Below are 20,696 nucleotides of genomic sequence, written 5' to 3' on the forward strand. Positions count from 1 at the left end.
TATTAGACTTATTCAAATAGCTGCACCAAACCATCCAGTACTGCTAATTGATTTACCAGCTATTCCCAAAAGCGATCGCCAACTGCTCAAAAAACAAACTCCAAATTTATGCCCAAGTAAAATATGGAGTAGCAATGACATTAGAACAAGCAAAAGCTTTCAGTCAACGATTCTTTGAAGCTTATCCTGGAATAGCTAGGTGGCATGAAAACATCAAACGTAAATACATCCAAGGCATTAAGGAAAGTCGTACACTAGCAAATAGACGACGGAGATGGGTAAACAAGCCCCGACTATCAGAGCTATTTAATCATCCAGTACAAGGTTTAAATGCCGACATCAACAAATTAGCTATGGTAAAACTTTCAACGCCATTAGCTAAATTCAGAACAAAACTCATCTGTGTAAGACATGATGAAATTGTACTGGAATGTCCAGAGACTGAAGTTGACCAAGTTAGCCATATATTACACAATTGTATGGTTGCTGCTGCCCAAAAGTTTCTCAGCCCTATTCCAGTTGTTATAGATATTAAAACATCAAATAGCTGGTGAACTATCCCAACTTGCCGAGTCCGACTGAAGTTGGATTTGCAGTCAAGCTATTCTGAGAAGATTTATCAAAAACTCAATTGCTCTCCTCACAGTATAGCTCGTGCAAAAATGTGGTTAGAGGGCATTTCGTTTTTGACTCGAAGCACTATCCCCGCCCTATCCCAATACCGTTTCGTTAAGGACATTTATCTGTTGGGCGGGCTGTTCTTGAGCAGGGGAAGCAGGGGGAGAAAAAGGCTTAACCAAGTGTATTACACCCTATCCACTATTTATGGCTATTCCTGAATGGCTATTCTAGCCATCATAAATAATGGAACTATTTTAACTATATCTGCTTACGCAGATTTAGAGTGAATCCAGAGTTTAAAACCCGCTTAATTGGGTTTGATTTGTGTGTCTATAAACCAATACGGTTCAGTTAAGCAAAGCGCAAAACAAAGCCCCGGAAATGTTGGGTTTCGTTCCTCAACCCAACCTACGCAGCTTAAGGTTTTTGGCGCTAACTGAACCGTATTAGTCTATAAACTCTGTGACTGACAAATACCTGATGTCATAAATGAGTTAAAGCTTTTAACTATTTGAGGTGTATTAATGTCTAATCCCCGGATTTTGGGGGCAAGAGAAATTCATCTAATTTCACTCTACAGTCACTGGGAATTTGGTATGAAACCAGAAGAATTTTATGCCAAATGGGATGTGAGTTATGAACAAATTGCCTTAATATGCTGTCGTTCCGATTCTACGGTCAGAGGTTGGTTTAAGCAAGGTAAATTTAGACGCTATCCTCAGCCTAATGATTTACGACATTTGGCATTCATGGACTTTTTACTGGAACATTTTGAAGAAGTTCCCGAACAACTTTGGCAATTGCTATGTCTGACTCATTCGCCTTGATCTCAATAACATTTCTCTTCTACATATAGCAATCCGGTTTGATTCATGAAAGGTTTTTAAAACAAAAGCTTTGCCCTGCAAGGTTTTCAGATTGAGTACACAATATTCATTCCAGTCTGAACGCTATATATCTGTCCAATAAATCTAATGCACACATAATTCTAATTGTCAATATCAATTTGACCTGTCTTTGAGTATACCTCCTCGTTTAAGGTAAATATTGGCGATTTAAAAGCACATAACATGGTTATTTTACAGCATTTTTAAGGGGTAAAATATGACTTATTCTGAGCAATTAAAACCGTGGTGTATTGTCCATGATATTCCCAATCAAGAAAATATTGTTGTGAAAAGATTCCGCCGACGTGATGATGCTGTTGCTTATCTGCAAGTGTTGAGGCAGTCAGGCAGAGATATTGTTTTTAAAATCATTTTTAAGGCTAAAAACGTCAAGATGCCACGGGGAAATGAAGCTTTGAACGGTTCGTTTTGAGAAGATTTGAAAATAATAAGAATACTAACTTACCGGATAATATAATCCCGTATTTTTGTTAGATTACCACCCCATACCCCACTAAGCCAGTAATATAAATCTTAAAACTGTAGTCTCAACAATTAATGGTTTGTAGCAATTTTTCAAATAAGGGATCGCCAAAATTCATTAAACCTAGTGAAGGCATTTCATCAAAAACATTGGGATAAAAAGTAACAGTATAATTTTGCCCTTTGTAATTCAGTTGCCAAGTACGTTCGCTCCTTCTCTCAAACTGCACACCATTAGCTTTTAAAATTGCTGAGTAGGTGAATAACTGCTCAATAGTTTCTGGCGTAAAGGGAGCTGAAGCAATTGGTTTTTGAATTTCCGCTAAGTCAGCTTCTAAATCCATTGCTACCATTTCTTCAATTGCTAGACGAGGTGGTGGGCTGTTTAACACAGAATCGAATTGAGACATTAAAACATCCTCTTCTTCTGGATCAGCACTCATAACAGCCCTTTCAATAAAGGTAGGAACTTGGGCTAAAATCGGCTGAAGATTACCAACAACAGTGGCAAAGGCATTAATGCGATCGCGCAATTTTCGATAAACTTTCGCCTCGACAGTGCCATCATAGTAAAAATTGTGAATTCGCACAGTTGGATATCTTTGTCCAATGCGGTCAATTCTCCCAATACGCTGTTCGACCCGCATGGGATTCCAAGGCATATCATAATTAATCAACACACCGCAATTTTGTAAATTCAACCCCTCAGAAGCAGATTCAGTACAGAGGAGAATTTTGATTTCATCTTGGCGAAATCGGCGTTTAATTTCTTCCTTGGGAACTAGACACCACTCCCCATTCTGGTACAGTTCCCCACCACGACCTGAGTAACAAGCTACTTGGCTCACTCTAAAGCAGGAATGTAGAAATCACTGATGGTATTATGGGTGTTGCTGGTGTAACTAATTTTCCAAGGATATTCACGTAGGTTTTTCAAGTTTCTAACCAGTTATCTAATTTTAATTATCAATGGAGTCTAAAGTTCTGCCTTGATAAGTATGGCGCTGTTAGTCAATTTATGTAAATATTTCTGTTAATTCCGGTTGGTTCTTCCAAGCTCCAAATAATTGATTTAGTCTAGCTAGTCTCTCCTCGTCTGTTAATGGTGGTTGTGGTTCTGTAATTTGATTGGTAATAAATTCTACGTCTATGATTATTTCTGTCCCATCGGGAATATTATTAAGTTGTTCTATAATTTCAATATTTTGACCACGCTTGATACCTCTAACCTTCATATTTGATTATCTCCTTATTAGTTAAGTGATGACTAATGACTGTTAACCGTCAACAAAATTAAAGTGTATTTGGGTCAATTCCTTGCTGTTGTAATCTGGCTAATAAATTTTGCAATTGTTCTTCTGGGGTTTGGTATCTGTTCCCATTTTCGTCATACCAAAATAGCCATTCTCTTGTTCGTCCTTGATAATTACCCTGTTCCCGTCCAATACCTAAACCAATTTCGGGCATCCAAATTTTATCCCCTGGTTGTAAAATGTATTCACCATTAATTAAGCGATAAACTTCTAAACGTTGACGTTTACGACGTAACCGTGTTGGTGCATAAATAACATAATACAAAATGCCTAATTGTGCATAATCAATTTTTTTCTGTTCATATTCGCCATTGTAAGTTTGAGAAACAACTTCTAAAGCTAAAATTGGTGGAATACCCTCTTCTTCCCACAAAACATAACTAGAACGTCCATTTTCTCCCACAAAACGTTCAACACCCAAACTCAGGAATCCATCCGGGACTATGGCTCCTTTATTGGGTGTATAGTAAACTCCCATGTTAATGCCGAAAAACCAGTCATCGCGGTTTTGCCAAATAGCGGCTAAGATAGCTAACAATAAGTTAGGAATTAATATTTGTAGTTCGTTATCCACAGGGGTATCATCTGAATCTGGTAATTCTGCCGATGAAGGTAGGCATTCTAAAGGATTGTAGTTATACATAACTTTTAAGCGAAGACAGAATACTGTCACTACAGGCTAACGCCTACATCAAATTTTATCAAATAAATACTACTAAATACTACAATGCTTTAAGAAGTAAAAATAGGTGTAATTGTGATGAAATCAATTTTCTGGAGTGTAGAAGAAGTAGCCCTAAGAGCTAAACAGTTTTACGAAAACGATATTCGTCAAAATGTCGAGTCTGGTGACAATATCGGTAAGATGATTGTAATTGATGCAGAAACTGGTGAATATGGGATTGATCCAACTGGTGTAGAGACTGCGTTAAAGTTAAAACAGAAAAACCCTAATGCTAGATTGTTTACTATACGGATTGGTTATGATGTTGCTGTAAGTTTTGGTGGTGCAATGGAGCGTACTGCTGAATGATTTATGGAAAAGTAATCGATGGTAGGGCAATAATTCCAGTGGTTTTTCGTTTACCTTCGCAACCAGATTTTTCTTTAGATTTTGTCATTGATACTGGATTTAATGACCATCTTACTTTACCATCACAGGCAGTCAGTGCGATGAATCTTCCCTTATATTCTAGTACCGAAGCCAGGTTAGCCGACGGTAGTCAAGCTTTATTATCTATACATTTGGCAACAATTGTATGGGACGGTATAGAAAGATTAGTTCCAGTTTTAGCTGCTGGTTATAAACCTTTGCTTGGAACTTCTCTCATGGCAGGATATCATCTAGAAATAGATTTTCAAGATAATGGTTTAGTTTCCTTAGAAAAACTCTAATCTATTAGTTGTTGTTTGGCTGGGTTCTGAATTATCAGAATAATTTCAATTGTCCACCTTCATTAAATGGTATCTCAGGTTGCACATAAGACACTTTCGCTTTGATTTCATCCATAGCCAACCACAAATCTAACAACGCTTTTTCTTCGGGAATACGTTTCTTTTCATCACCAATGCGCGGAATTACTTTCAACGCTACTTCAAATGTCCGCATAAATAAATCGTTGCTAACTAAGCCAGTATTTTTGAGAAATCTACGGACTGGTTCTGTATTGTCTTCCTCTTGGTAAAGGGCAATAATGGCGTGGAGTCCATCAACTAAATATCTGGCAGAAAATTCCGTATCCGTGACGGAGAAGGCGCGTTTTTTCAAGCGTTGTTGCGGGGTGAGTAATTTACAGTAACCGCTTCCAGAATCGAGTATTTTGTGTTTTTTGACTAAATCGGAAACATCAAAACCACCGACTGCTAAAGCCAGTTGTCTAGCTTCATCGAAGGGGAATTCTCGCGCTTCAAAGGTATCCCATGCCAAGATGTACCATTGGGTTAAAGGGTCGATACCGTTGAAGTCTTTACCTTCTAATAGCTTTTGTAGTCGGTATTCGACTACTGCTTGGCGTACTTCTTCAAATGCTGCTTTGGGTTCAACTTGATTCCCGGCGCTGTCGAGAATGGAACTATATTTGGTAAACACACTCAAAGCTGAACCGAAAGCACTTAAGCACAAGTTTATACCAGGGGGTTTAATGCGGCGTTGCGGATCTGCTACTCTATCAGCAGCAGGACGTGAATCTTCAGTTAAGCATTTTTCGAGTTCTGGCGCTTTTTCAAAGACGATATTTCGCACGTCAATTCGCACGTCATCCCACCATGCTTGTTCGGCGTTAGGGTCGCGTTTGCGGCATACTAAAAGCACTGTGCTGGATACTGCGTTTTTCTGTGCTTGGTGTAAGTTTTGCGGGTTTTCGGTACTGACTGCCCAAGATGCGGTAATCTCAAAACCAGCATCGATGAGGGATTTGGCTAAGACATCCCACGCGCCGGAGTCTTTGTGGTTGAATTGTACTGTCATCACGCCGTCGTCGCGTAATACTCGATGGTATTCAGCGAAGGCCATTGCCATTTTTGCTTCATAGTCTTGGTTGGCGAGTTTTTCAGGGTTATCGCCCATATTGCGGAAGCGCGAAGGGTTGGCGACTGCTTCGCGGTCTTTGTCAGTGAGTTCTAGGTAGAATAATTCGGGGAAGATGTCGCCAAGGGTGCGTTTTAGCCAGACGTAGAAAAAGTCTGAGATATCAGCGTAGGGAATTGTGCCATAGTAAGGTGGATCTGTGATAACAGATTTCTGGATTACATTCTCCCTTTTTGACCGCCATTTGAACCAAAAAATCTTCAAAGTCTTTTTCTGGAAACATCAGTTCAGCAGCAAACACCTCTGCGCCAATTTCAATTTTGTCGTTTACATTGTCATCACCACACCACAACGTTTTATAGTCACGGTCAACCAAAAAATGCTTTAGTTCATGACCCATTGTAAAAATTGCAGGTGCGTCAGGAAGAAAGCGGTTAACCATAATAGTTACACCGTGTTCATCGTTAAAGAAAGCCCCCCGCAAACTTTTGAGTTTTACTCTGGGGGGCGCACCTTTTACAGGCCATAAATCAAATTTAATCCCGTATTTCCTATAAATAAGTCGTATATCTGACCGCAGTATCCGTGGAGTATTCAAGCTATACTCTGTCCTAATTTTGCGTGCAAGGGCTTTCATCTCCTCGTAGTACTCATAATCAGTCTGCTTCATCCTGTTTTTTCCTCTTGCGCCCTGGTTTCGACTGCTTCTGAAAACTTCGAGCTTTACGAAATTCTGCGTATTTGCTTAGTTCCTCTATGTCTTCAGGAGACAACTGTTTAGCTGCGCGTAACAATGCAGTGAGTTGGTCGTTAGCTGGAGCTTCTTCTGGCGGGAAAAAAGTCAAAATTGACACTCCAAAGAACCGCGCAAGGCGTTCAAGGTCTTCAATGGTTGGGCGATAAGTGGCAGTTTCCCAGCGAGAAATTGTGTTAGCAGTAGTTCCCAGATCCTTAGCAAGCGCTTCTTGGGACAACCCCTTACCTCCTCCATAACTCACACGTAAATTTCGGATTTGTCCTCCGATATACTCCATTAAACTCATGTGTTTTGTAATTTTTGCGACTATCCTCATCTACTTAACTATCCTTTTATAGGATATTACTTCCTTTTGCTGTTGACGTTTCCTTGTAGTAAAAGTTATCCTCCTGAAATAGGAAGACAATTCAACACCAATAGGATGATAAAGCTGCTTCAGTATTTTTACGGCAAAGTGTCATCCTTAGACAATCAGTACTCAAAAGTTCAATTCAATACATAAGGCGTATTCCCATGCAAATTGATGCTGCAAAAGATACCGAATCCATCTCCAAAAAACCAAAAACAATTACTGTCAACGTCAACGAACGCCCTGTAACCTTCTCAGAGCATAAGGCTACAGGCTTGGAAATTAAGCAAACTGCCATCAAACAGGGCGTAGCGATTCAGGAAGATTTTGTACTGTTTGAGGTCAAAGGCAATTCTCCCCTTAAGCAAATTGGAGACTGCGAAACCATTACCCTGCATGAAGGGCAAAAGTTCCGCGCCACTGCACCCGATGACAACTCATAGGGGATACCGATGACACCTGAAATTGAACAAGCGATCGCAGAAATCAAGCAAGCCTTTCCAGAGCATCCTGTTGATATAGAAGTAGAACCAAATGGAGGCGCATACATCATCGTCAATAATATGCTAATTGGCGAACAGTACGTACCTTCCACTAGCTGGGTAGGCTTCTTGATTACCTTTCAGTATCCCCATGCAGATGTGTACCCACATTTTCTTGATGGGGGGTTGCGACGGGTTGATGGTGGTCTAATCAAAGGCGATGGATTATCTGCTTCTAACTCTTGGCGAGATCGTCCAGCAATCCAAGTATCGAGGCGTTCCAAGCGATTGAACCCAGCTATTGATACGGCTGCAACCAAGTTAACCAAAGTTATTTCGTGGTTGAGAAGCCAATGAACAAACCTATTGAATTCAGAATTGATCAGCCACTTTATCAAAAGCTTCATCAGCATCTTTTTCCTGGCGATGGTGATGAACATGGCGCGGTGATTGCAGCAGGTATTGTAGAAACCTCTCGCGGTATCCGCCTGCTGGCGCGTGAAGTTTTTCTAGCGCCAGACGGGATTGACTATGTACCTGGCACTCGTGGCTACCGTGCTTTGACTGCAAAGTTTGTAGCTGAAATATCAGGTTACTGTGCAGAACACAACCTCTGTTACTTTGCCGTACACTGTCATGGCGGTAGAAACGAAGTTTGTTTCTCAGCTGATGATATCGCATCTCACGAACGAGGTTATCCGGCGCTGCTCGATATTACTCGTGGCGGCCCGGTGGGGGCGCTAGTGTTTGCCAAAAACGCCGTAGCAGGGGATATCTGGACTCCCTCTGGTCGCTTTCAACTCGACCACATGACCGTTATCGGTTCGCATATTCGGCGACTTTATCCTGCGCCCCAACCCCGACTGTGTGCCGCCAATCCCATGTACGACCGCCACGCACGCTTGTTTGGCGATGTCGGACAAGAAATTTTCGCCAATTTAAAGGTGGGAATCATCGGACTTGGCGGCGGAGGCTCGTTGATTAATGAATGGTTATCCCACTTGGGAGTAGGACATATCATCGATGAAGCGATCGCACATTTGCTAGTAGATGCCGATTTCTTGTTCTTGGCAGCGGACTCAATGCAAAGCCGTTTAGTTTTCAACGCGCTGGTGCATCAGTACCTGATTCCAGGGATTCAGATTGGTGCTAAGGTTGCTGTTGATAAGCAAACAAGGCAAGTTGGAGATATTTTTACTGCTACTCGACCCGTACTTCCTTATGCTTATGGTGGTTGCCTGCACTGCCATGAATTGATTCCGGCTGGTAGGTTACAACAAGAAGCATTGAGTGAGGAAGAACGGCGAACTCAGCGGTATGTTGAGGATGAAGATATCGCTCAACCCAGCGTCATTACACTCAATGTTAAATCTGCCGAGCAAGCTGTGAACGATTTTATGATGATGTTCACAGGGCTTTATCAACCAGAAGTCCAACTGTGCCACCAATTAAGGTTTGCACGAGAACGCAGCATTATTAATGTGGAGCGGCGTGCCAACGATGATTGTTTGGATTGTAGCAGCAGTTCTCGCAGTCGTCGCGCCAGGGGCGATCGCTATCGTCTCCCCTGCCGAATGCCAATAGCATAGTGATACTAATCACCAAGCAACACTCGAATAGCCTTTAATGCAGCATTGCGCCGCCCATTACTCACTTTAGAAAACCAGTAATGGGACTCCTCATTACTCATCGCTGTAATCCCAGCAGTAATATTAGCAATGCGTTCTGGTTTAGAGAGGGGCTGCAATACTTGAAACAACAGTGCTAAGTTTACTCCCGACTCTTCATCAAGAACGTAAGGTGACTGGCGACTATGACTTAGGGTTTTTGGGTCGTAATTGTTACCTTTCAAACAATTATATATTGCCTGTTTCGCCTGCACTAAAGCATTGCCCTTTAAACGCCCAATTCTTTTAGCAGAAGGACGCTTTTTTTCACCGGCTTTTTTATAAGCACATTGATACAACTCCAGGGCAAAGTTATTATTATCTGTAGGAACCACTCGCAATTGAAACTCTTGCATCTTTAGTAAGTTACTTTCGCCGTCAAGTTCAGCCTGTCAACCGGATTACGATTCAGGGCAACTTTGATATTACTGATTTCTGCGCCGTTTGGTTGCACTGGAGATGAAAATTCAAATACTAGCTTCAGCGACACGTCAGCTTTTACATCCGGGCTACTTAGCAAAGTGTTAACAGCCCCCTGAAAACTCTGAAATCCTTTAACTGGCCCTTGATACTCTAACCTGATAAACTGTTCATTAACAGTAATAGTTGCCGTTTGATCGATTTGCAAGGGTAGCTTGATCAACATAGGGAAAACCGTCATCAACTTGCGGTAGTCCATCACTTGCCCAACGGAGATTTCCAGCGACTGGATACCCTGAACTTGATGATCTTGGATGCGATCGCTTAATTCATTAAACACCCTATCGAGTGTTCCCTCCAAATCAAATTCTTCCGGTTTAGCTTTAAACAGAGATAAATCATCCCAATCATCGCCAATTTTTTCCCTACCGTTAGGTGTGCGGGGTGTACCAGTACCGTAGGTTAAAATGCTTGCTGGGGTTTCCTTCTGGGCAACTTCGCCATTGCCGTAGTCAGCTACAATTTTGAAAGTTGTGGTTTTAGCGATCGCTGTCTCATGTTCATCACTAGGGCGAAACTCTCCTGTAACCAAATTCCCATCCTGATACAGCTTAATCGTCAAAGCCCCTGATGCTTTCCACCGTATCCGCACAGGTTTTACCGATTCTGTATTGGACAAGACTTGAGCATTCAGTTCAATTTCTCGCGGTTTCGGTGGTTCGAGAATTCCCCGGCGGTAGAGTTCCATCCTCTCAGAAAATTCTATGGATTCGGGTAGGGTAATTTTACCGTCATCAGTTTTTATAAACAGCTTTTCTCCCACCTTCATATCCCAACTACCAGTCTGCAAACCTTGGCGGATGGTATCTCGCAGCTTAGATAATTCGGCATCGACAAATATATTTAAACTCAAATCTTTGGCGAAAGCTTCTTTTAATGCTTTAGTTGTCCAATGGTTTAACCCAGACAGCCACACCTTCTGCAAAATATAAGCAGGGGCATAGGATGGTGCGTCATCAGCACGAATTTTCTGACAATCTTTCAGTGCTTTTAAGATGACATCTTGTTGATTATTTTTACCCTTCACATCGCTAGAATCTTGGGCGGGAAGAGTATAGTGCATCAAACCCTTGGGAGCTTTTACTGGGTCATTAGCAGGGTAAAATAAATGGCGGTAGGCATTTGTTAAAGATACTCTTACCCCTAAATCAAGAGAACCTTTTTTATCTTTGAGTTGTTTTTGCTGATTTTCTGATAAATCTTGCAAGCGATTGGGAGAATTTAGAATATTTTGAATAGCCCGAAACTCCCTAGCATTGTCAATTGCTCGTTCTAATTCTTGCCTGTTGGCAACTAAAAATAACAAACGATTTCTAAAAGTACGGAATTTACCCGACTCACCTGTTTCATTAAAAATTCTCTCCACCATTGGCGGTGAACCTTCGGTAGTTACAGAAATAGTTGCCTCGTTAAAGTCAATTAAACACAGGGCAATACTATCCGATACATCATCCACATCTGCTGGTGATTCTGGTGCAGAAACTAGCTTGAAGAATTTATCAGCAAAAATCGTATCGCGGCGATTTCGCAAATCGTCTTTCGCCTCGGTAATTCCAACTTGGGCTTTTTCTTCGGCAATAATTTTATTGATTGATGGTTCTTCCTTGAAACGAGCCAGAGTCGTCATTGGATCATTTTCCAAGTACCAAGCAACTTCACTCAGTCTTTCTAAGGCAGTATCAACAAAGCCAATTTCTAACCCTGGTGTCAACAAAGATAAATTTAATTCGGCGCGACGAATCCCCGCAGATATACCTTGAGTGATGGAATGCAAAAAAATAGTCCGGGCTACCCAGGTTGAAAAGGGAGGTTTACCAGCAGCAATCCATTCTGCATCTTGTAACTGAGCGTGTGCCTCTCTACCATCTTTGTTGTAAATGTCTGCTTGGATCGTAATCCGCATCAAGGGACGTTCTAAACGGGCAGTTAAATCGCTGGTGATTTCTTCTTCAATACCAACAGGAATGTGGTGAGAATGAATTAGCGGTATCCATACAGTAGTATCGTCCCACAGATAACGTATAACTCTAGCAAATAACCGCAAAGCGCCTCTGGTGCGTTGGAAGTTTGGGATCGAGGCAATCTTTTTAGTCAGCAGAGTAAATAATTCCGGGTGAAAGGGATAACTCTGCTCGATACTGTCGGCATAGCGTGCATCTTTGCAACCATCTGGTAAATTAATCCGACTAGCTTTATAAGTTTGTAAATATTCTCTAGCAGCACTGGTGGCAGCATTGAAGCTAATGCTGCTGAACATCCTTTGTTTAACTATATTGTAAATTTCAATATCAGTGCTGGGTTTAATGATCCGCTCTTGCCTCGCGGTAGCGGAAATGGTTTCCCGGATTTCGGTAGTTTCTTCGCCAAAACTGTCAGTGGAGGAAGCCAGCGTGTAAACAAATACTAAATTATTACAAGATGCTGCTAAATCCATGAGGGCGAATAAAAAAGCAACAACCTGTCCGGCTAAATCGCTATTCCCAACTATAACAGCTTTGGCTTTTCTCAAGTATGTGGCAATTTCATCAAGGATAATAACAGTGGGCTGACCCTGTGTTATCCTTTCTAAAACTACAGTGCCTGGACTAACTCGCTGCTCATCGGAACCTTTAAGCAAGCTATAACCTGCTACACCATTAATTTGATAAGCAATTTCTCCCCAAAGGGTATAAGTGGTAACGCCAGTGTCCGCATGGAAAACACCGTTAACTGGATCGAGGTCTTGACAAGCGATCGCCGCTGCTTGAATCGGTCGGTCTGGAATTAAATTAATGTTATCAGTAAAACGGTCTAGTCCAGAAATCTCTCGTCCATGTTTGGCAATATGCCACAAAGCAATTTCATCGTGAGTTTTACCACCACCAAAGCTGGTTTCCAGTCGGATAATGGGGGAGCCGACAGCAGCACCCACCAACCGCCCGAATACTTCAGAGATTAGGGTTTTTAAACCATCGGTAGCAAATGTATTGGCGAAAAATGCTGTAGGGTCTTGGTAGACTTGGGGCGCTTTCCCTTCCACAACCAGTCGCAGCTTGGCGGCGAATAATTCGGGGGAGAGTTCCCCTGCTAAAATTTCTTCTCTGGGAAGACACGTTTGAAATACTGGCGAAAGCATTGGTATATATCAATAGTTGTTAGTTGACAGTTGCAGCTATTTTCAGGTAAATAGACCACAAGGTGGGGGCAATTCATGAATTGCCCCTACGACAGATGTGGTTCAAATACACGAAAACTGCTGTAACTAACAACCGCCAACAGTAGCTTGTTTTTAAATATACAATAAGTATAAGTGTAAAAAATTCTGATTTCCATAATATTGTAAGCAACAGTATACAAAGTCCCCAAAGCAAAGATTTGCGATCGCCTCCGGCGGGCGGGTACGCCATCGCGCTCATCTGCTTTGCCCCTGCCACTCTCATCAACCACCATGCGATACTCCCGGAGGGAGTCAGCCCTTTGGGCTATCGCAGTCCTGAAACTGACCGACAAGTGTTTGCTCCCGCAACTGCACTCTCATAGCGTGAGTGTGAAAGCGCAGATATTACAAAGGGCAATCGCACTTCATGTAGTGCCAGGGTGCGTTCATCAAGGTTCTGCAATGTTCGTGCATCACTCATTTGAACAATGACAATTGACCAGGAGAAATATTGCCTCGTCGGAATCGATGGTAGTAAAGATGACAACCGCTACATAACGGGGCAAGATTTTCTAAGCGATTGTCAGAAGGATCAAAATTAAAGTGGTGTACCTGAAGTGTATAGACTCGGCGCTGGGATAAAGTTAGCTCTGGTGGCTTTTGTCCAGGACGCAGGCAAACGCGATTACATCTAGTACAGCGCCAATCAAAAGATTCTTTGATAGAGGTGGCGATTTCTTTCCAATTCTGGGGATAGCGGCTGGTACTCATGAAAATACTTGAGAGAGCAACAACATGAGGTAATTCTAATCGATTAAGTACTCTTAAGGTAGTATTTGTGGCACAGAAACGTGTTTAGAGCTTTGATGAGTATAGTACAGACAGCTTTTATACCAACAATAGAATCAGGACTAAAAGTGATTGAGAAGTGGTGAGGCAGAAAGCGATCGCCTAACTATCTCCTAAGTACAAAGGAATATTTATTACGCTTTCAATAATATTAATATTTAAAGCTGCTATTTTTTTGAGCAAAAAAAAATCTAGCACTCGTGAGAGAAATTAAACTGGTGTTATGCCAAAAATCAACAAGTGTGTAGGCGTATTTAAAATTAATAAAAATACTAACTTACCGGATGATATAATCCCGTATTTTCGTTAAATTCCCATCCCATACCCGATTTATCCTTCCCCTTGCACCATGCCACAAAAAGCGGTGGGTGCAGCTTATTTCGCTGCTCGCGTATAGTTTCTACACTTACACCAAGTCTTGAAGCTAAACCTTCTTCCGTCAACGGTTGGATTCGCGGAGTATGCCCAATGAATGATGAATTGTTGTTGTACGATTTATTGCCCCGCTTTTGTTGATTGTTGAGATGATTTTGAATTTTAATAATCGCCTCAGTAAACTGTGTCATTCGGGCTGTTATCCCCTCAATTTTTTCTGATAAATCGGCGAGATTATGGATTGCTCCGGTTTCGTTGCTAGATTCACTTGAAAACTGTGACTCGAGCTTATCAAGTCGTGAGCAAATAGCTAATATCGTTTCATTCGTAAGACTGGGGTGACTATTGTTACCAGCAACCAAGTACTCCTCAACACTTGCCTTAATCTTAGAGTCCAGGCGTTTATCTAAATCATTGCCACCAATTGCATCAAGGTTATCTATATCATCTAGGTAGAGTTCGATAAATTGGATCAGCGTGGCTGTTGCCGTCGTGCCTTTCTCCCGGCAGCGGGCGATAAACTGCTCCCACATCTTTTGGTCACAGTTGAAAGATGCCAGTTTCTTGTTTTTCCCTGTTTGGCTCATGTCTAGGTAATGTCTAGGTAAACCGGGACTGGACGCAACCGAGTGAGCGCGTCATCCATCTTGATAACTACCTTGACACTATCATTTTGGAGCGCATGAGCGCGATGGCGTACCCGCCCCGCCCAGGGCAAACGCATCTTGTCAACAGAAAGAGCTTATTGTCAATAAGCTGAAAAATAGTCGCATTAATAGCTGCTTATTGACATAGATTTAGCGATCGCTTTGAAGCTTAGAAAATAAATCAAACGCGAAATGCTGATTTTTTCGTTGGTTCTTAACCTTGGTTGTGATCAAGAGTAATTTAGATGCGTTTGCCCTGCCGCCCCGCCGGAGGCGATTGCTTTTTTACCGATGTTTGCTTTTTTTACGCAGTGCGTGAGAAGTCCCAACACGCCCGACATGGTGAATGTACTTTGCAGTTGTCGCAGGGGAGGCATGGCCCAAATCTGCCTGCAAGTCAAAATCAGAAGCTCCATTTTTCTTAGCCAGCGTCGCATGAGTGTGGCGCAGAAAATGGGCACTGAACTTAATTCCCGCAAAAGCAGAAATTTCCGCCATCATCAACCGCAATCCGCGATCGCTTAGAGGTTTACCCCTATCCCGCCGACTGGGACTGGGAAACACCGGCTGATCATTGCTGGCATCGCCACGGTAATCTAGTAGCACTGCACTCGTCTCCGGATCGAGACTAATAGTCCTGGTTTTATTTCGTTTCCCCGTCACAGTTAACAATAGACAATCTCCATCCTCCCGAAACTGCCGCCAAAATAACCCCGGCGTAACTATACGCTTACCATAATCAGAAGTTTGCCGCGCAATTTCTCCCGCCCTCACCCCACTGTAAAAGACGAGAGTCAACAGTAGCCAATGCATCTTATTAGTGTTGTGTTGCAAATCTACTTCAATCGCCGCTTTTTCCAACTTAGCAATCTCGCGTTCCGACAGAATGCGCTCTGCGAGCTTATCGTCCCACTGGATACTTAAGTCCTTGCCCAAGTCGATAGCAAAATAACCAATAGAAGCTCTAGTACCCCACTCCCACAAACTTTTAATCGCCGCAGTGTATTTAGCTGCCGTATTTTTACTAAGCCCATAAGTATTTTTCTGTCCCCGTACTGGCTTTTTATCCTTCAGCCAAGCAAGATTTGCGTGTAGATGGAATAACGTTACCATCCTCAAATCAGATATCCCAAACCGCGACTGCATATAATCAGCAAGCTCATAACCAATTTGCCGATATGCCCGTCGCGTTTGGTCGCTTTTAATAGTGACAGAATGTACCCATAGCTCAATTAGCTGCTCCGTCGAATTAATTCTCTGGCGGTTGGGAAAATAATAATCCACAAGCGCAACCCGGGCTTCATCAAGGGGCAGAGTCACCATCTCCACAGCAAGTGATTCTACGCTTAATACAGGTAAATTTTCCATAAGATAAATCCCCAACCCCCACTGATGATTATGATGCCGAGAATAACAATTCTCGGTATCTTTATGATAGTTGTTTCCCAGACACGATCCAATTGCCCATCTAGAATCATCTATATCGTATATACGTGGATATCCTGTATGCGATGATAGTAGTGAGAAGAGTAGGGGAAGTAGGGGGAGATGGGGAAGTAAGTAAATATTAGACAGAGAAGCAAATGGTAAAGAACTGGTTAGAAATCACTTCTCCACAACAAAAGCGCGAGGGACTGGTGGAATATCCGCAGATAAATATAAAACTTCTGTCAGAAGAAGACCGGGAATTGAAGAATGGGGACGGCGTAAAGCCTGCGGCATAGCTACGCTTAACGCGCAGCGTCTCGTAGAGAATAAATTCGCCTGCTTTCTTGCATCATTTACAGCACTTTTAGATCAAACCCGCCACAAAAATGAATCCTAAAACAAAGCTTAGTATTGGTTTTAGTACTTTTATCTGTGGCACGTTTGATTGCAATTCGCTGTAAGAGTTGCTAGGTGGCACGATACTAAGAGCAGTTCACAAAGCAGCAACTCATACACCTATGCAGCAAGCGTCTCATCCCACAGTCATCCTGGGTGGTGGCTTCGCTGGACTGTTTACAGCTTTACACTTAAGCCAGCAAAATTATTTCCATCCGATTATTTTAATTGAACAGCGCGATCGCTGTGCGAAAACACTTGCGCCACTTGTGCTGAACGGATTATTCCCGCCTCATTGAACGGATGACTTAACGTGTATAAAAACAACAAGAATAGTAGATGATAATCATCCCTTGGAACCTAAAGCAATTATCCCAGTAATGCAAATCCAAGGGTCTACTTTTCTCATTTCAGTAAATTCACTGCAACAGTATTTCTCTAGAAAGGTACATAAAAGTATAAGTTAACTTTCAGGAAAATCTGCATCGTGGGCTGATATGCCTGATTGTGCCATTCGTACATACAGCCTATTTTTATTAGAGAATTACTGCATCATTTCTATCAAAATATTTTGAGCGCTACGTTCTGGCTCATTTTTATTAGGGTAACGTTGGATGTAAGAGCCATCTGGCTGCAACTCCCAAGCTTGGCGATTATCTGCTAGCATTATTTTGAGAATTTTTTGTAAATTCTGCACAATATCATCATCTTCAACTGGTACAACTGCTTCCACGCTGATCGCACGAATATTTTCGCTAACTTTTGGAACACCAGGACGCAAACAACAAATACCCCGCACAATTAGGTCAATTTGTACTCCAGCAAGAGATGCTTTGTATAAAGTGGCAATAATTTGGGGGTCAACCAAAGCATTCATCTTAGCGATGATATGACCTTGATTACCGTTTTTGCAGTGTTCGATTTCTCGCTGGATCAGGGCAGTAATGCGAGCGCGCATATTAATAGGTGATACCAGCAACTTGCGGTAAGAATCTTTACAGGAATAACCAGTCAAATAATTAAATAAATCAGTTAAATCTGCCCCTAAGTCTTCTCGACAACTAATTAGTCCTAAATCTGTATATAAATTTGCTGTTTTGGAATTATAATTTCCAGTCCCAATATGGAAATAACGACGAATATTTTCTCCCTCTTGACGCACCACTAGCAAAGTTTTGCTATGAGTCTTTAGTCCCACCAATCCGTATACTACATGAACACCAGACTTTTCTAATTTATTAGCCCAAGTGATGTTATTTTCTTCATCAAAGCGAGCTTTTAATTCTAAAATAACAGCAACTTGTTTGCCATTTTCAGCCGCAGTAATCAAAGAACTGACAATTTCCGAATCTCCCGAAGTCCGATAAAGTGTCATTTTAATTGCCAACACATCAGGGTCATGAGCAGCTTGAGCAATAAATTCCTCTACAGAAGCGCCAAAGGATTCGTAAGGATGATGTACTAGCAAATCTTTTTGCTGAATCACCGAGAAAATACTTTTTTCCTCATCATTGAAGTTGGCAATTTGACTTTGTTGATGAAGATGACGCAGACGAGACGGAATTACTGATGCCCAAGGTGGATCTTTAAATTCAGGTAAAGGTAGCACCATAAACGACATCAAATCTTTTAAATTCAGCAGCCCTTCTATCTCATAAACATCACTCTCAATCAGTTTCATTTCTGTCATCAACATCTGTCGTACTGATTGAGGCATTGATGGTTGAATTTCTAACCGCACCACCGAGCCAATGAATTTGCGCTTATATAACTCTTGTTGAATTGCTAATAGTAAGTCATCGGCTTCTTCTGCTAATTCTAAATCTGTATTGCGGGTTAATCGAAATAGGTGATATTCCTCAATGACCATTCCAAGAAATAAAGCTTCTAAATTGTGAGCAATTACTTGCTCTATCGGCATACCTGTCCAGTGATTTAATTTCCCATTATCTATTTGCAATTCTTGAGGTAAGGGAATAAATCGAGGTAGAATAGTGGGAATTTTGACTCTAGCAAACTTTTTCTCTCCGGTGTTTGGGGCTTTTACTACTACTGCTAAATTTAAACTGAGATTCGCCATTCGTGGAAAGGGATGGCTAGGATCGACGGCTAGAGGAGTGAGAACTGGAAAAATCCTTTCTTGAAATAGTTTTTGAAAGTAACTACGCTGTTCGGGATTAATGTCAACATAATTAAGTAGATGAATGCCTTGCGCTGTCATTTCTGGTCGAAGCGTCTGCTCAAAATAATGATGCTGTTGAGTCACCATTGGATGCAGATATTGATCGATTGCTTCTAATTGTTGTTCTGGGGTGCGACCATCGGGAGTTCGCTGAATTAACTGTGCTTTAACTTGTTCTTTGAGAAGTGCAACACGAACCATGAAAAATTCATCAAGATTAGCACTAAAGATGGCAATAAACTTGAGTTTTTCTAGTAATGGAGTCCGAATATCTAACGCCTCATGTAAAACTCGGCGGTTAAATTCTAACCAGCTTAATTCTCGACTAAAGTAGTACTCCGAGTCATGCACATTAATAGTTTTACTAATATCTTTGACTTTAGACATATTTGGATTTACTAAAAGAATGGTATGACATGACAATTATCAAAAATAATTCAAATCTAACTTACGCACTGTACAAATTAATCATGGTATACATTTACCAATAATATGTAGGTCGTTTTAGGCTTTCATTAATCATTCTTTGATGCTAAATAGATCCACACTGTAGGGGCAATTCATGAATTAACTGTACGACTCTAAGACTTTTTAAATTTTGGATCATGGAATTGAATTATTCAAAATCCAAAATTCGCTTAATTTATCAAAACACTTGCTCTCAAAACCCATATTTAACCAAATCGACCGCTGACGTAATCTTTTGTATCTTTCTGCTTAGGGTTATTGAAAATAACTTGTGTTGAGTCGTATTCTACCAAATAGCCAGTACGATCGCCTGTTTCTGTGGCGCTAACATTGAAAAAAGCTGTTTGATCAGATATTCGTGCCGCTTGTTGCATGTTGTGAGTAACAATGACAATGGTATATTGCTCTTTGAGTTCCTGAATCAGTTCTTCAACCCGCAAAGTGGATAGGGGATCAAGGGCGGAACAAGGTTCATCCATAAGTATAACTTCTGGTTGCCCAGCGATCGCTCGCGCAATACACAACCGTTGTTGTTGACCACCAGATAAGGCTAAACCACTTTGTCGCAGTTTGTCTTTGACTTCATCCCACAAAGCCGATCGGCGTAGACTCCGTTCTACCAATTCATCCATGTTATCTTTGTAGCCGCAGACTCTGGCTCCAAAAGCAACGTTGTCATAAATTGATTTGGGAAACGGGTTTGCTTTTTGAAACACCATCCCAATTCGACGACGCACCTCTACAGCATCAATTTCTGGTGCATACAAATTTTTATCGTAAAAATAAACTTTACCTTCGACTCGAGATGACTCAATGAGGTCGTTAAGACGGTTATAGCATCGCAGTAATGTACTTTTACCACAACCAGAAGGGCCGATAAAAGCTGTAACCTGATTTCTGGGAATATTTAGCCAAATATTCCGCAACGATAGAAACTTCCCGTAATAAACGTTGAGGTTTTCTGTGCGTAAAACGGTGTCAGTATCATTTACTATGCTAGTGTTATTAACTGTCAAATTGTTTAGCATTGATTTTATTGGTCGCTCTATATGGACTAAGTAAAGCTTTGCGTAAAATTGTGGCGAATTGAGGGTTGAAATTTAAACGCTCCAGGTCCGCAAAGGTACGCAGAGAATTCGCGCTCGTATTAATGAAATATTGTACTAAGTGCCTGGTAAATTCCGCAGATGTTCTGGTAGATGGTAGCGATCGCCCAATACTTGCAGTAAAGGGCCATGAATATCAAATTTGAAAATACTGACTGAAGCCACAAATCGTCAGGACATCAGGCTGACATTGTTTGACTAGTGCAACGATATCCCTGGCTTCTTCCTGATATAAGTCTTCAACGTAGCCACTTTTATAAAGTTGTGCCTCTTTTTCACTATCAAAAGGGCCAAAGTAATAAATACAGCGCGGAATATTGGTGTTAATTTCTACCCACCAAGCAAACTCTAACTGATTAGATTGAAATAAATTCATCACAGATACCAATGATAAAAAAAATAACAGCGAGCAAGATGTTTGTCCTTCCGTGCGGGAGGCTGTGCCAACGGACACGCTCTCGCGTTCGCACTACAAATAAATCTGCCAAATCGGGATGCATCCACATAATTTTGTTTGTAGTTGGTGCTTTAGCGCTAAAGCAC

The 20,696-nt window shown here is 41.5% G+C and carries 27 protein-coding genes and 1 pseudogene; 10 read left to right on the forward strand and 18 right to left on the reverse strand.

The features are described from left to right. The first annotated feature begins 47 nt into the window (after positions 1-47). From V7K73_RS00575 to V7K73_RS00585, 3 genes are all read left to right on the forward strand, one after another. On the forward strand, positions 48-554 hold the full coding sequence (locus V7K73_RS00575; protein WP_334876159.1) for a DNA polymerase: 507 nt from the start codon (positions 48-50) through the stop codon (positions 552-554). Between the two features lie 591 nt (positions 555-1,145). Further along, a complete protein-coding gene (locus tag V7K73_RS00580; protein WP_069069453.1) occupies positions 1,146-1,448 on the forward strand; it encodes a hypothetical protein in 303 nt (100 codons plus the stop codon). A 277-nt stretch (positions 1,449-1,725) separates the two neighbouring features. Continuing rightward, positions 1,726-1,941, forward strand: a complete 216-nt coding sequence (locus V7K73_RS00585) for a hypothetical protein (RefSeq protein WP_334876161.1) — start codon at positions 1,726-1,728, stop codon at positions 1,939-1,941. A 115-nt stretch (positions 1,942-2,056) separates the two neighbouring features. On the opposite strand, the gene V7K73_RS00590 is transcribed toward V7K73_RS00585, so the two are convergent. From V7K73_RS00590 to V7K73_RS00600, 3 genes are all read right to left on the reverse strand, one after another. After that, positions 2,057-2,839, reverse strand: a complete 783-nt coding sequence (locus tag V7K73_RS00590; protein WP_334876163.1) for a helicase-related protein — start codon at positions 2,837-2,839, stop codon at positions 2,057-2,059. A gap of 168 nt (positions 2,840-3,007) precedes the next feature. Next, the gene (locus tag V7K73_RS00595; RefSeq protein ID WP_442936717.1) at positions 3,008-3,226 is read right to left on the reverse strand and encodes a hypothetical protein; all 219 of its coding nucleotides are present in this window, start codon (positions 3,224-3,226) and stop codon (positions 3,008-3,010) included. A 58-nt stretch (positions 3,227-3,284) separates the two neighbouring features. Further along, positions 3,285-3,947, reverse strand: coding sequence for a Uma2 family endonuclease (locus V7K73_RS00600; protein WP_334876165.1), 663 nt, complete (start codon positions 3,945-3,947; stop codon positions 3,285-3,287). Between the two features lie 117 nt (positions 3,948-4,064). On the opposite strand from V7K73_RS00600, the gene V7K73_RS00605 reads away from it, so the two are divergent. Then, positions 4,065-4,337, forward strand: a complete 273-nt coding sequence (locus tag V7K73_RS00605; RefSeq protein WP_334876167.1) for a hypothetical protein — start codon at positions 4,065-4,067, stop codon at positions 4,335-4,337. Further along, positions 4,334-4,699 (forward strand): clan AA aspartic protease, encoded by a 366-nt coding sequence (locus V7K73_RS00610; RefSeq protein WP_334876168.1) that lies wholly within the window; start codon positions 4,334-4,336, stop codon positions 4,697-4,699. The genes V7K73_RS00605 and V7K73_RS00610 overlap by 4 nt, the downstream gene beginning before the upstream one ends. Before the next feature lie 34 nt (positions 4,700-4,733). Here the strand turns inward: V7K73_RS00610 and V7K73_RS00615 are convergent, their stop codons facing one another. The 3 genes from V7K73_RS00615 to V7K73_RS00625 are packed head-to-tail and all read right to left on the reverse strand — an operon-like array spanning position 4,734 to position 6,874. Continuing rightward, positions 4,734-6,095 carry a hypothetical protein gene (locus V7K73_RS00615; RefSeq protein WP_334876170.1) on the reverse strand — a complete coding sequence of 454 codons (1,362 nt, stop codon included), beginning with the start codon at positions 6,093-6,095 and terminating at the stop codon, positions 4,734-4,736. Further along, a complete protein-coding gene (locus V7K73_RS00620; RefSeq protein WP_334876172.1) occupies positions 5,995-6,501 on the reverse strand; it encodes an ImmA/IrrE family metallo-endopeptidase in 507 nt (168 codons plus the stop codon). Before V7K73_RS00620 ends, V7K73_RS00615 begins: the two co-directional genes overlap by 101 nt. Continuing rightward, positions 6,488-6,874, reverse strand: coding sequence for a helix-turn-helix domain-containing protein (locus V7K73_RS00625; protein ID WP_334876174.1), 387 nt, complete (start codon positions 6,872-6,874; stop codon positions 6,488-6,490). Before V7K73_RS00625 ends, V7K73_RS00620 begins: the two co-directional genes overlap by 14 nt. A 227-nt stretch (positions 6,875-7,101) precedes the next feature. On the opposite strand from V7K73_RS00625, the gene V7K73_RS00630 reads away from it, so the two are divergent. From V7K73_RS00630 to V7K73_RS00640, 3 genes are read left to right on the forward strand one after another with little or no spacing between them, the layout of a single operon-like run. Next, positions 7,102-7,380: a multiubiquitin domain-containing protein gene (locus tag V7K73_RS00630; RefSeq protein WP_334876176.1), complete on the forward strand. Its 279-nt coding sequence runs from the start codon at positions 7,102-7,104 to the stop codon at positions 7,378-7,380. 9 nt (positions 7,381-7,389) lie between these two features. Next, positions 7,390-7,776 carry a hypothetical protein gene (locus V7K73_RS00635; RefSeq protein WP_334876178.1) on the forward strand — a complete coding sequence of 129 codons (387 nt, stop codon included), beginning with the start codon at positions 7,390-7,392 and terminating at the stop codon, positions 7,774-7,776. Continuing rightward, positions 7,773-9,008, forward strand: a complete 1,236-nt coding sequence (locus V7K73_RS00640; protein ID WP_334876180.1) for a hypothetical protein — start codon at positions 7,773-7,775, stop codon at positions 9,006-9,008. The genes V7K73_RS00635 and V7K73_RS00640 overlap by 4 nt, the downstream gene beginning before the upstream one ends. A 5-nt stretch (positions 9,009-9,013) precedes the next feature. Here the strand turns inward: V7K73_RS00640 and V7K73_RS00645 are convergent, their stop codons facing one another. From V7K73_RS00645 to V7K73_RS00680, 8 genes are all read right to left on the reverse strand, one after another. Continuing rightward, the gene (locus V7K73_RS00645; protein ID WP_334876182.1) at positions 9,014-9,442 is read right to left on the reverse strand and encodes a DUF7680 family protein; all 429 of its coding nucleotides are present in this window, start codon (positions 9,440-9,442) and stop codon (positions 9,014-9,016) included. A gap of 2 nt (positions 9,443-9,444) precedes the next feature. Further along, positions 9,445-12,681, reverse strand: coding sequence for an ATP-binding protein (locus V7K73_RS00650; protein WP_334876184.1), 3,237 nt, complete (start codon positions 12,679-12,681; stop codon positions 9,445-9,447). Between the two features lie 86 nt (positions 12,682-12,767). Beyond that, positions 12,768-12,995, reverse strand: coding sequence for a hypothetical protein (locus tag V7K73_RS00655; RefSeq protein WP_334876186.1), 228 nt, complete (start codon positions 12,993-12,995; stop codon positions 12,768-12,770). Positions 12,996-13,027: 32 nt separating this feature from the next. Further along, positions 13,028-13,183 carry a hypothetical protein gene (locus V7K73_RS00660; protein ID WP_334876188.1) on the reverse strand — a complete coding sequence of 52 codons (156 nt, stop codon included), beginning with the start codon at positions 13,181-13,183 and terminating at the stop codon, positions 13,028-13,030. Continuing rightward, complete coding sequence (locus V7K73_RS00665; protein ID WP_094345565.1) at positions 13,180-13,473, reverse strand: HNH endonuclease; 294 nt, start codon at positions 13,471-13,473, stop codon at positions 13,180-13,182. The genes V7K73_RS00660 and V7K73_RS00665 overlap by 4 nt, the downstream gene beginning before the upstream one ends. Before the next feature lie 350 nt (positions 13,474-13,823). Next, the gene (locus V7K73_RS00670) at positions 13,824-14,513 is read right to left on the reverse strand and encodes a hypothetical protein (protein ID WP_334876190.1); all 690 of its coding nucleotides are present in this window, start codon (positions 14,511-14,513) and stop codon (positions 13,824-13,826) included. A gap of 2 nt (positions 14,514-14,515) precedes the next feature. Beyond that, entirely contained in the window at positions 14,516-14,650 is a 135-nt protein-coding gene (locus tag V7K73_RS00675; RefSeq protein ID WP_334876192.1) for a hypothetical protein, read from the reverse strand. A gap of 208 nt (positions 14,651-14,858) precedes the next feature. After that, entirely contained in the window at positions 14,859-15,941 is a 1,083-nt protein-coding gene (locus V7K73_RS00680; RefSeq protein ID WP_334876194.1) for a tyrosine-type recombinase/integrase, read from the reverse strand. Positions 15,942-16,156: 215 nt separating this feature from the next. Between V7K73_RS00680 and V7K73_RS00685 the strand changes: the two genes are divergently transcribed. Together V7K73_RS00685 and V7K73_RS00690 are read left to right on the forward strand one after the other, a co-directional pair. Then, positions 16,157-16,297 (forward strand): hypothetical protein, encoded by a 141-nt coding sequence (locus tag V7K73_RS00685; RefSeq protein ID WP_334876196.1) that lies wholly within the window; start codon positions 16,157-16,159, stop codon positions 16,295-16,297. Between the two features lie 222 nt (positions 16,298-16,519). Further along, complete coding sequence (locus V7K73_RS00690; protein ID WP_334876198.1) at positions 16,520-16,696, forward strand: FAD-dependent oxidoreductase; 177 nt, start codon at positions 16,520-16,522, stop codon at positions 16,694-16,696. 245 nt (positions 16,697-16,941) lie between these two features. On the opposite strand, the gene ppk1 is transcribed toward V7K73_RS00690, so the two are convergent. The 4 genes and pseudogenes from ppk1 to V7K73_RS29735 form a co-directional block, all read right to left on the reverse strand. Beyond that, positions 16,942-18,966, reverse strand: coding sequence for a polyphosphate kinase 1 (ppk1, locus tag V7K73_RS00695; protein ID WP_334876200.1), 2,025 nt, complete (start codon positions 18,964-18,966; stop codon positions 16,942-16,944). 287 nt (positions 18,967-19,253) lie between these two features. Further along, positions 19,254-20,075, reverse strand: a complete 822-nt coding sequence (pstB, locus tag V7K73_RS00700; RefSeq protein WP_334876202.1) for a phosphate ABC transporter ATP-binding protein PstB — start codon at positions 20,073-20,075, stop codon at positions 19,254-19,256. A 135-nt stretch (positions 20,076-20,210) separates the two neighbouring features. Next, positions 20,211-20,318 (reverse strand): annotated as a pseudogene (locus V7K73_RS29730) (histidine phosphatase family protein); the annotation flags it as partial. Beyond that, positions 20,290-20,529: a DUF1816 domain-containing protein gene (locus tag V7K73_RS29735; protein WP_442936718.1), complete on the reverse strand. Its 240-nt coding sequence runs from the start codon at positions 20,527-20,529 to the stop codon at positions 20,290-20,292. The gene V7K73_RS29735 and the pseudogene V7K73_RS29730, both read right to left, overlap by 29 nt. Positions 20,530-20,696 lie beyond the last annotated feature (167 nt).

The sequence above is a fragment of the Nostoc sp. genome (assembly GCF_036916975.1).
Taxonomy (GTDB): Bacteria; Cyanobacteriota; Cyanobacteriia; order Cyanobacteriales; family Nostocaceae; genus Nostoc.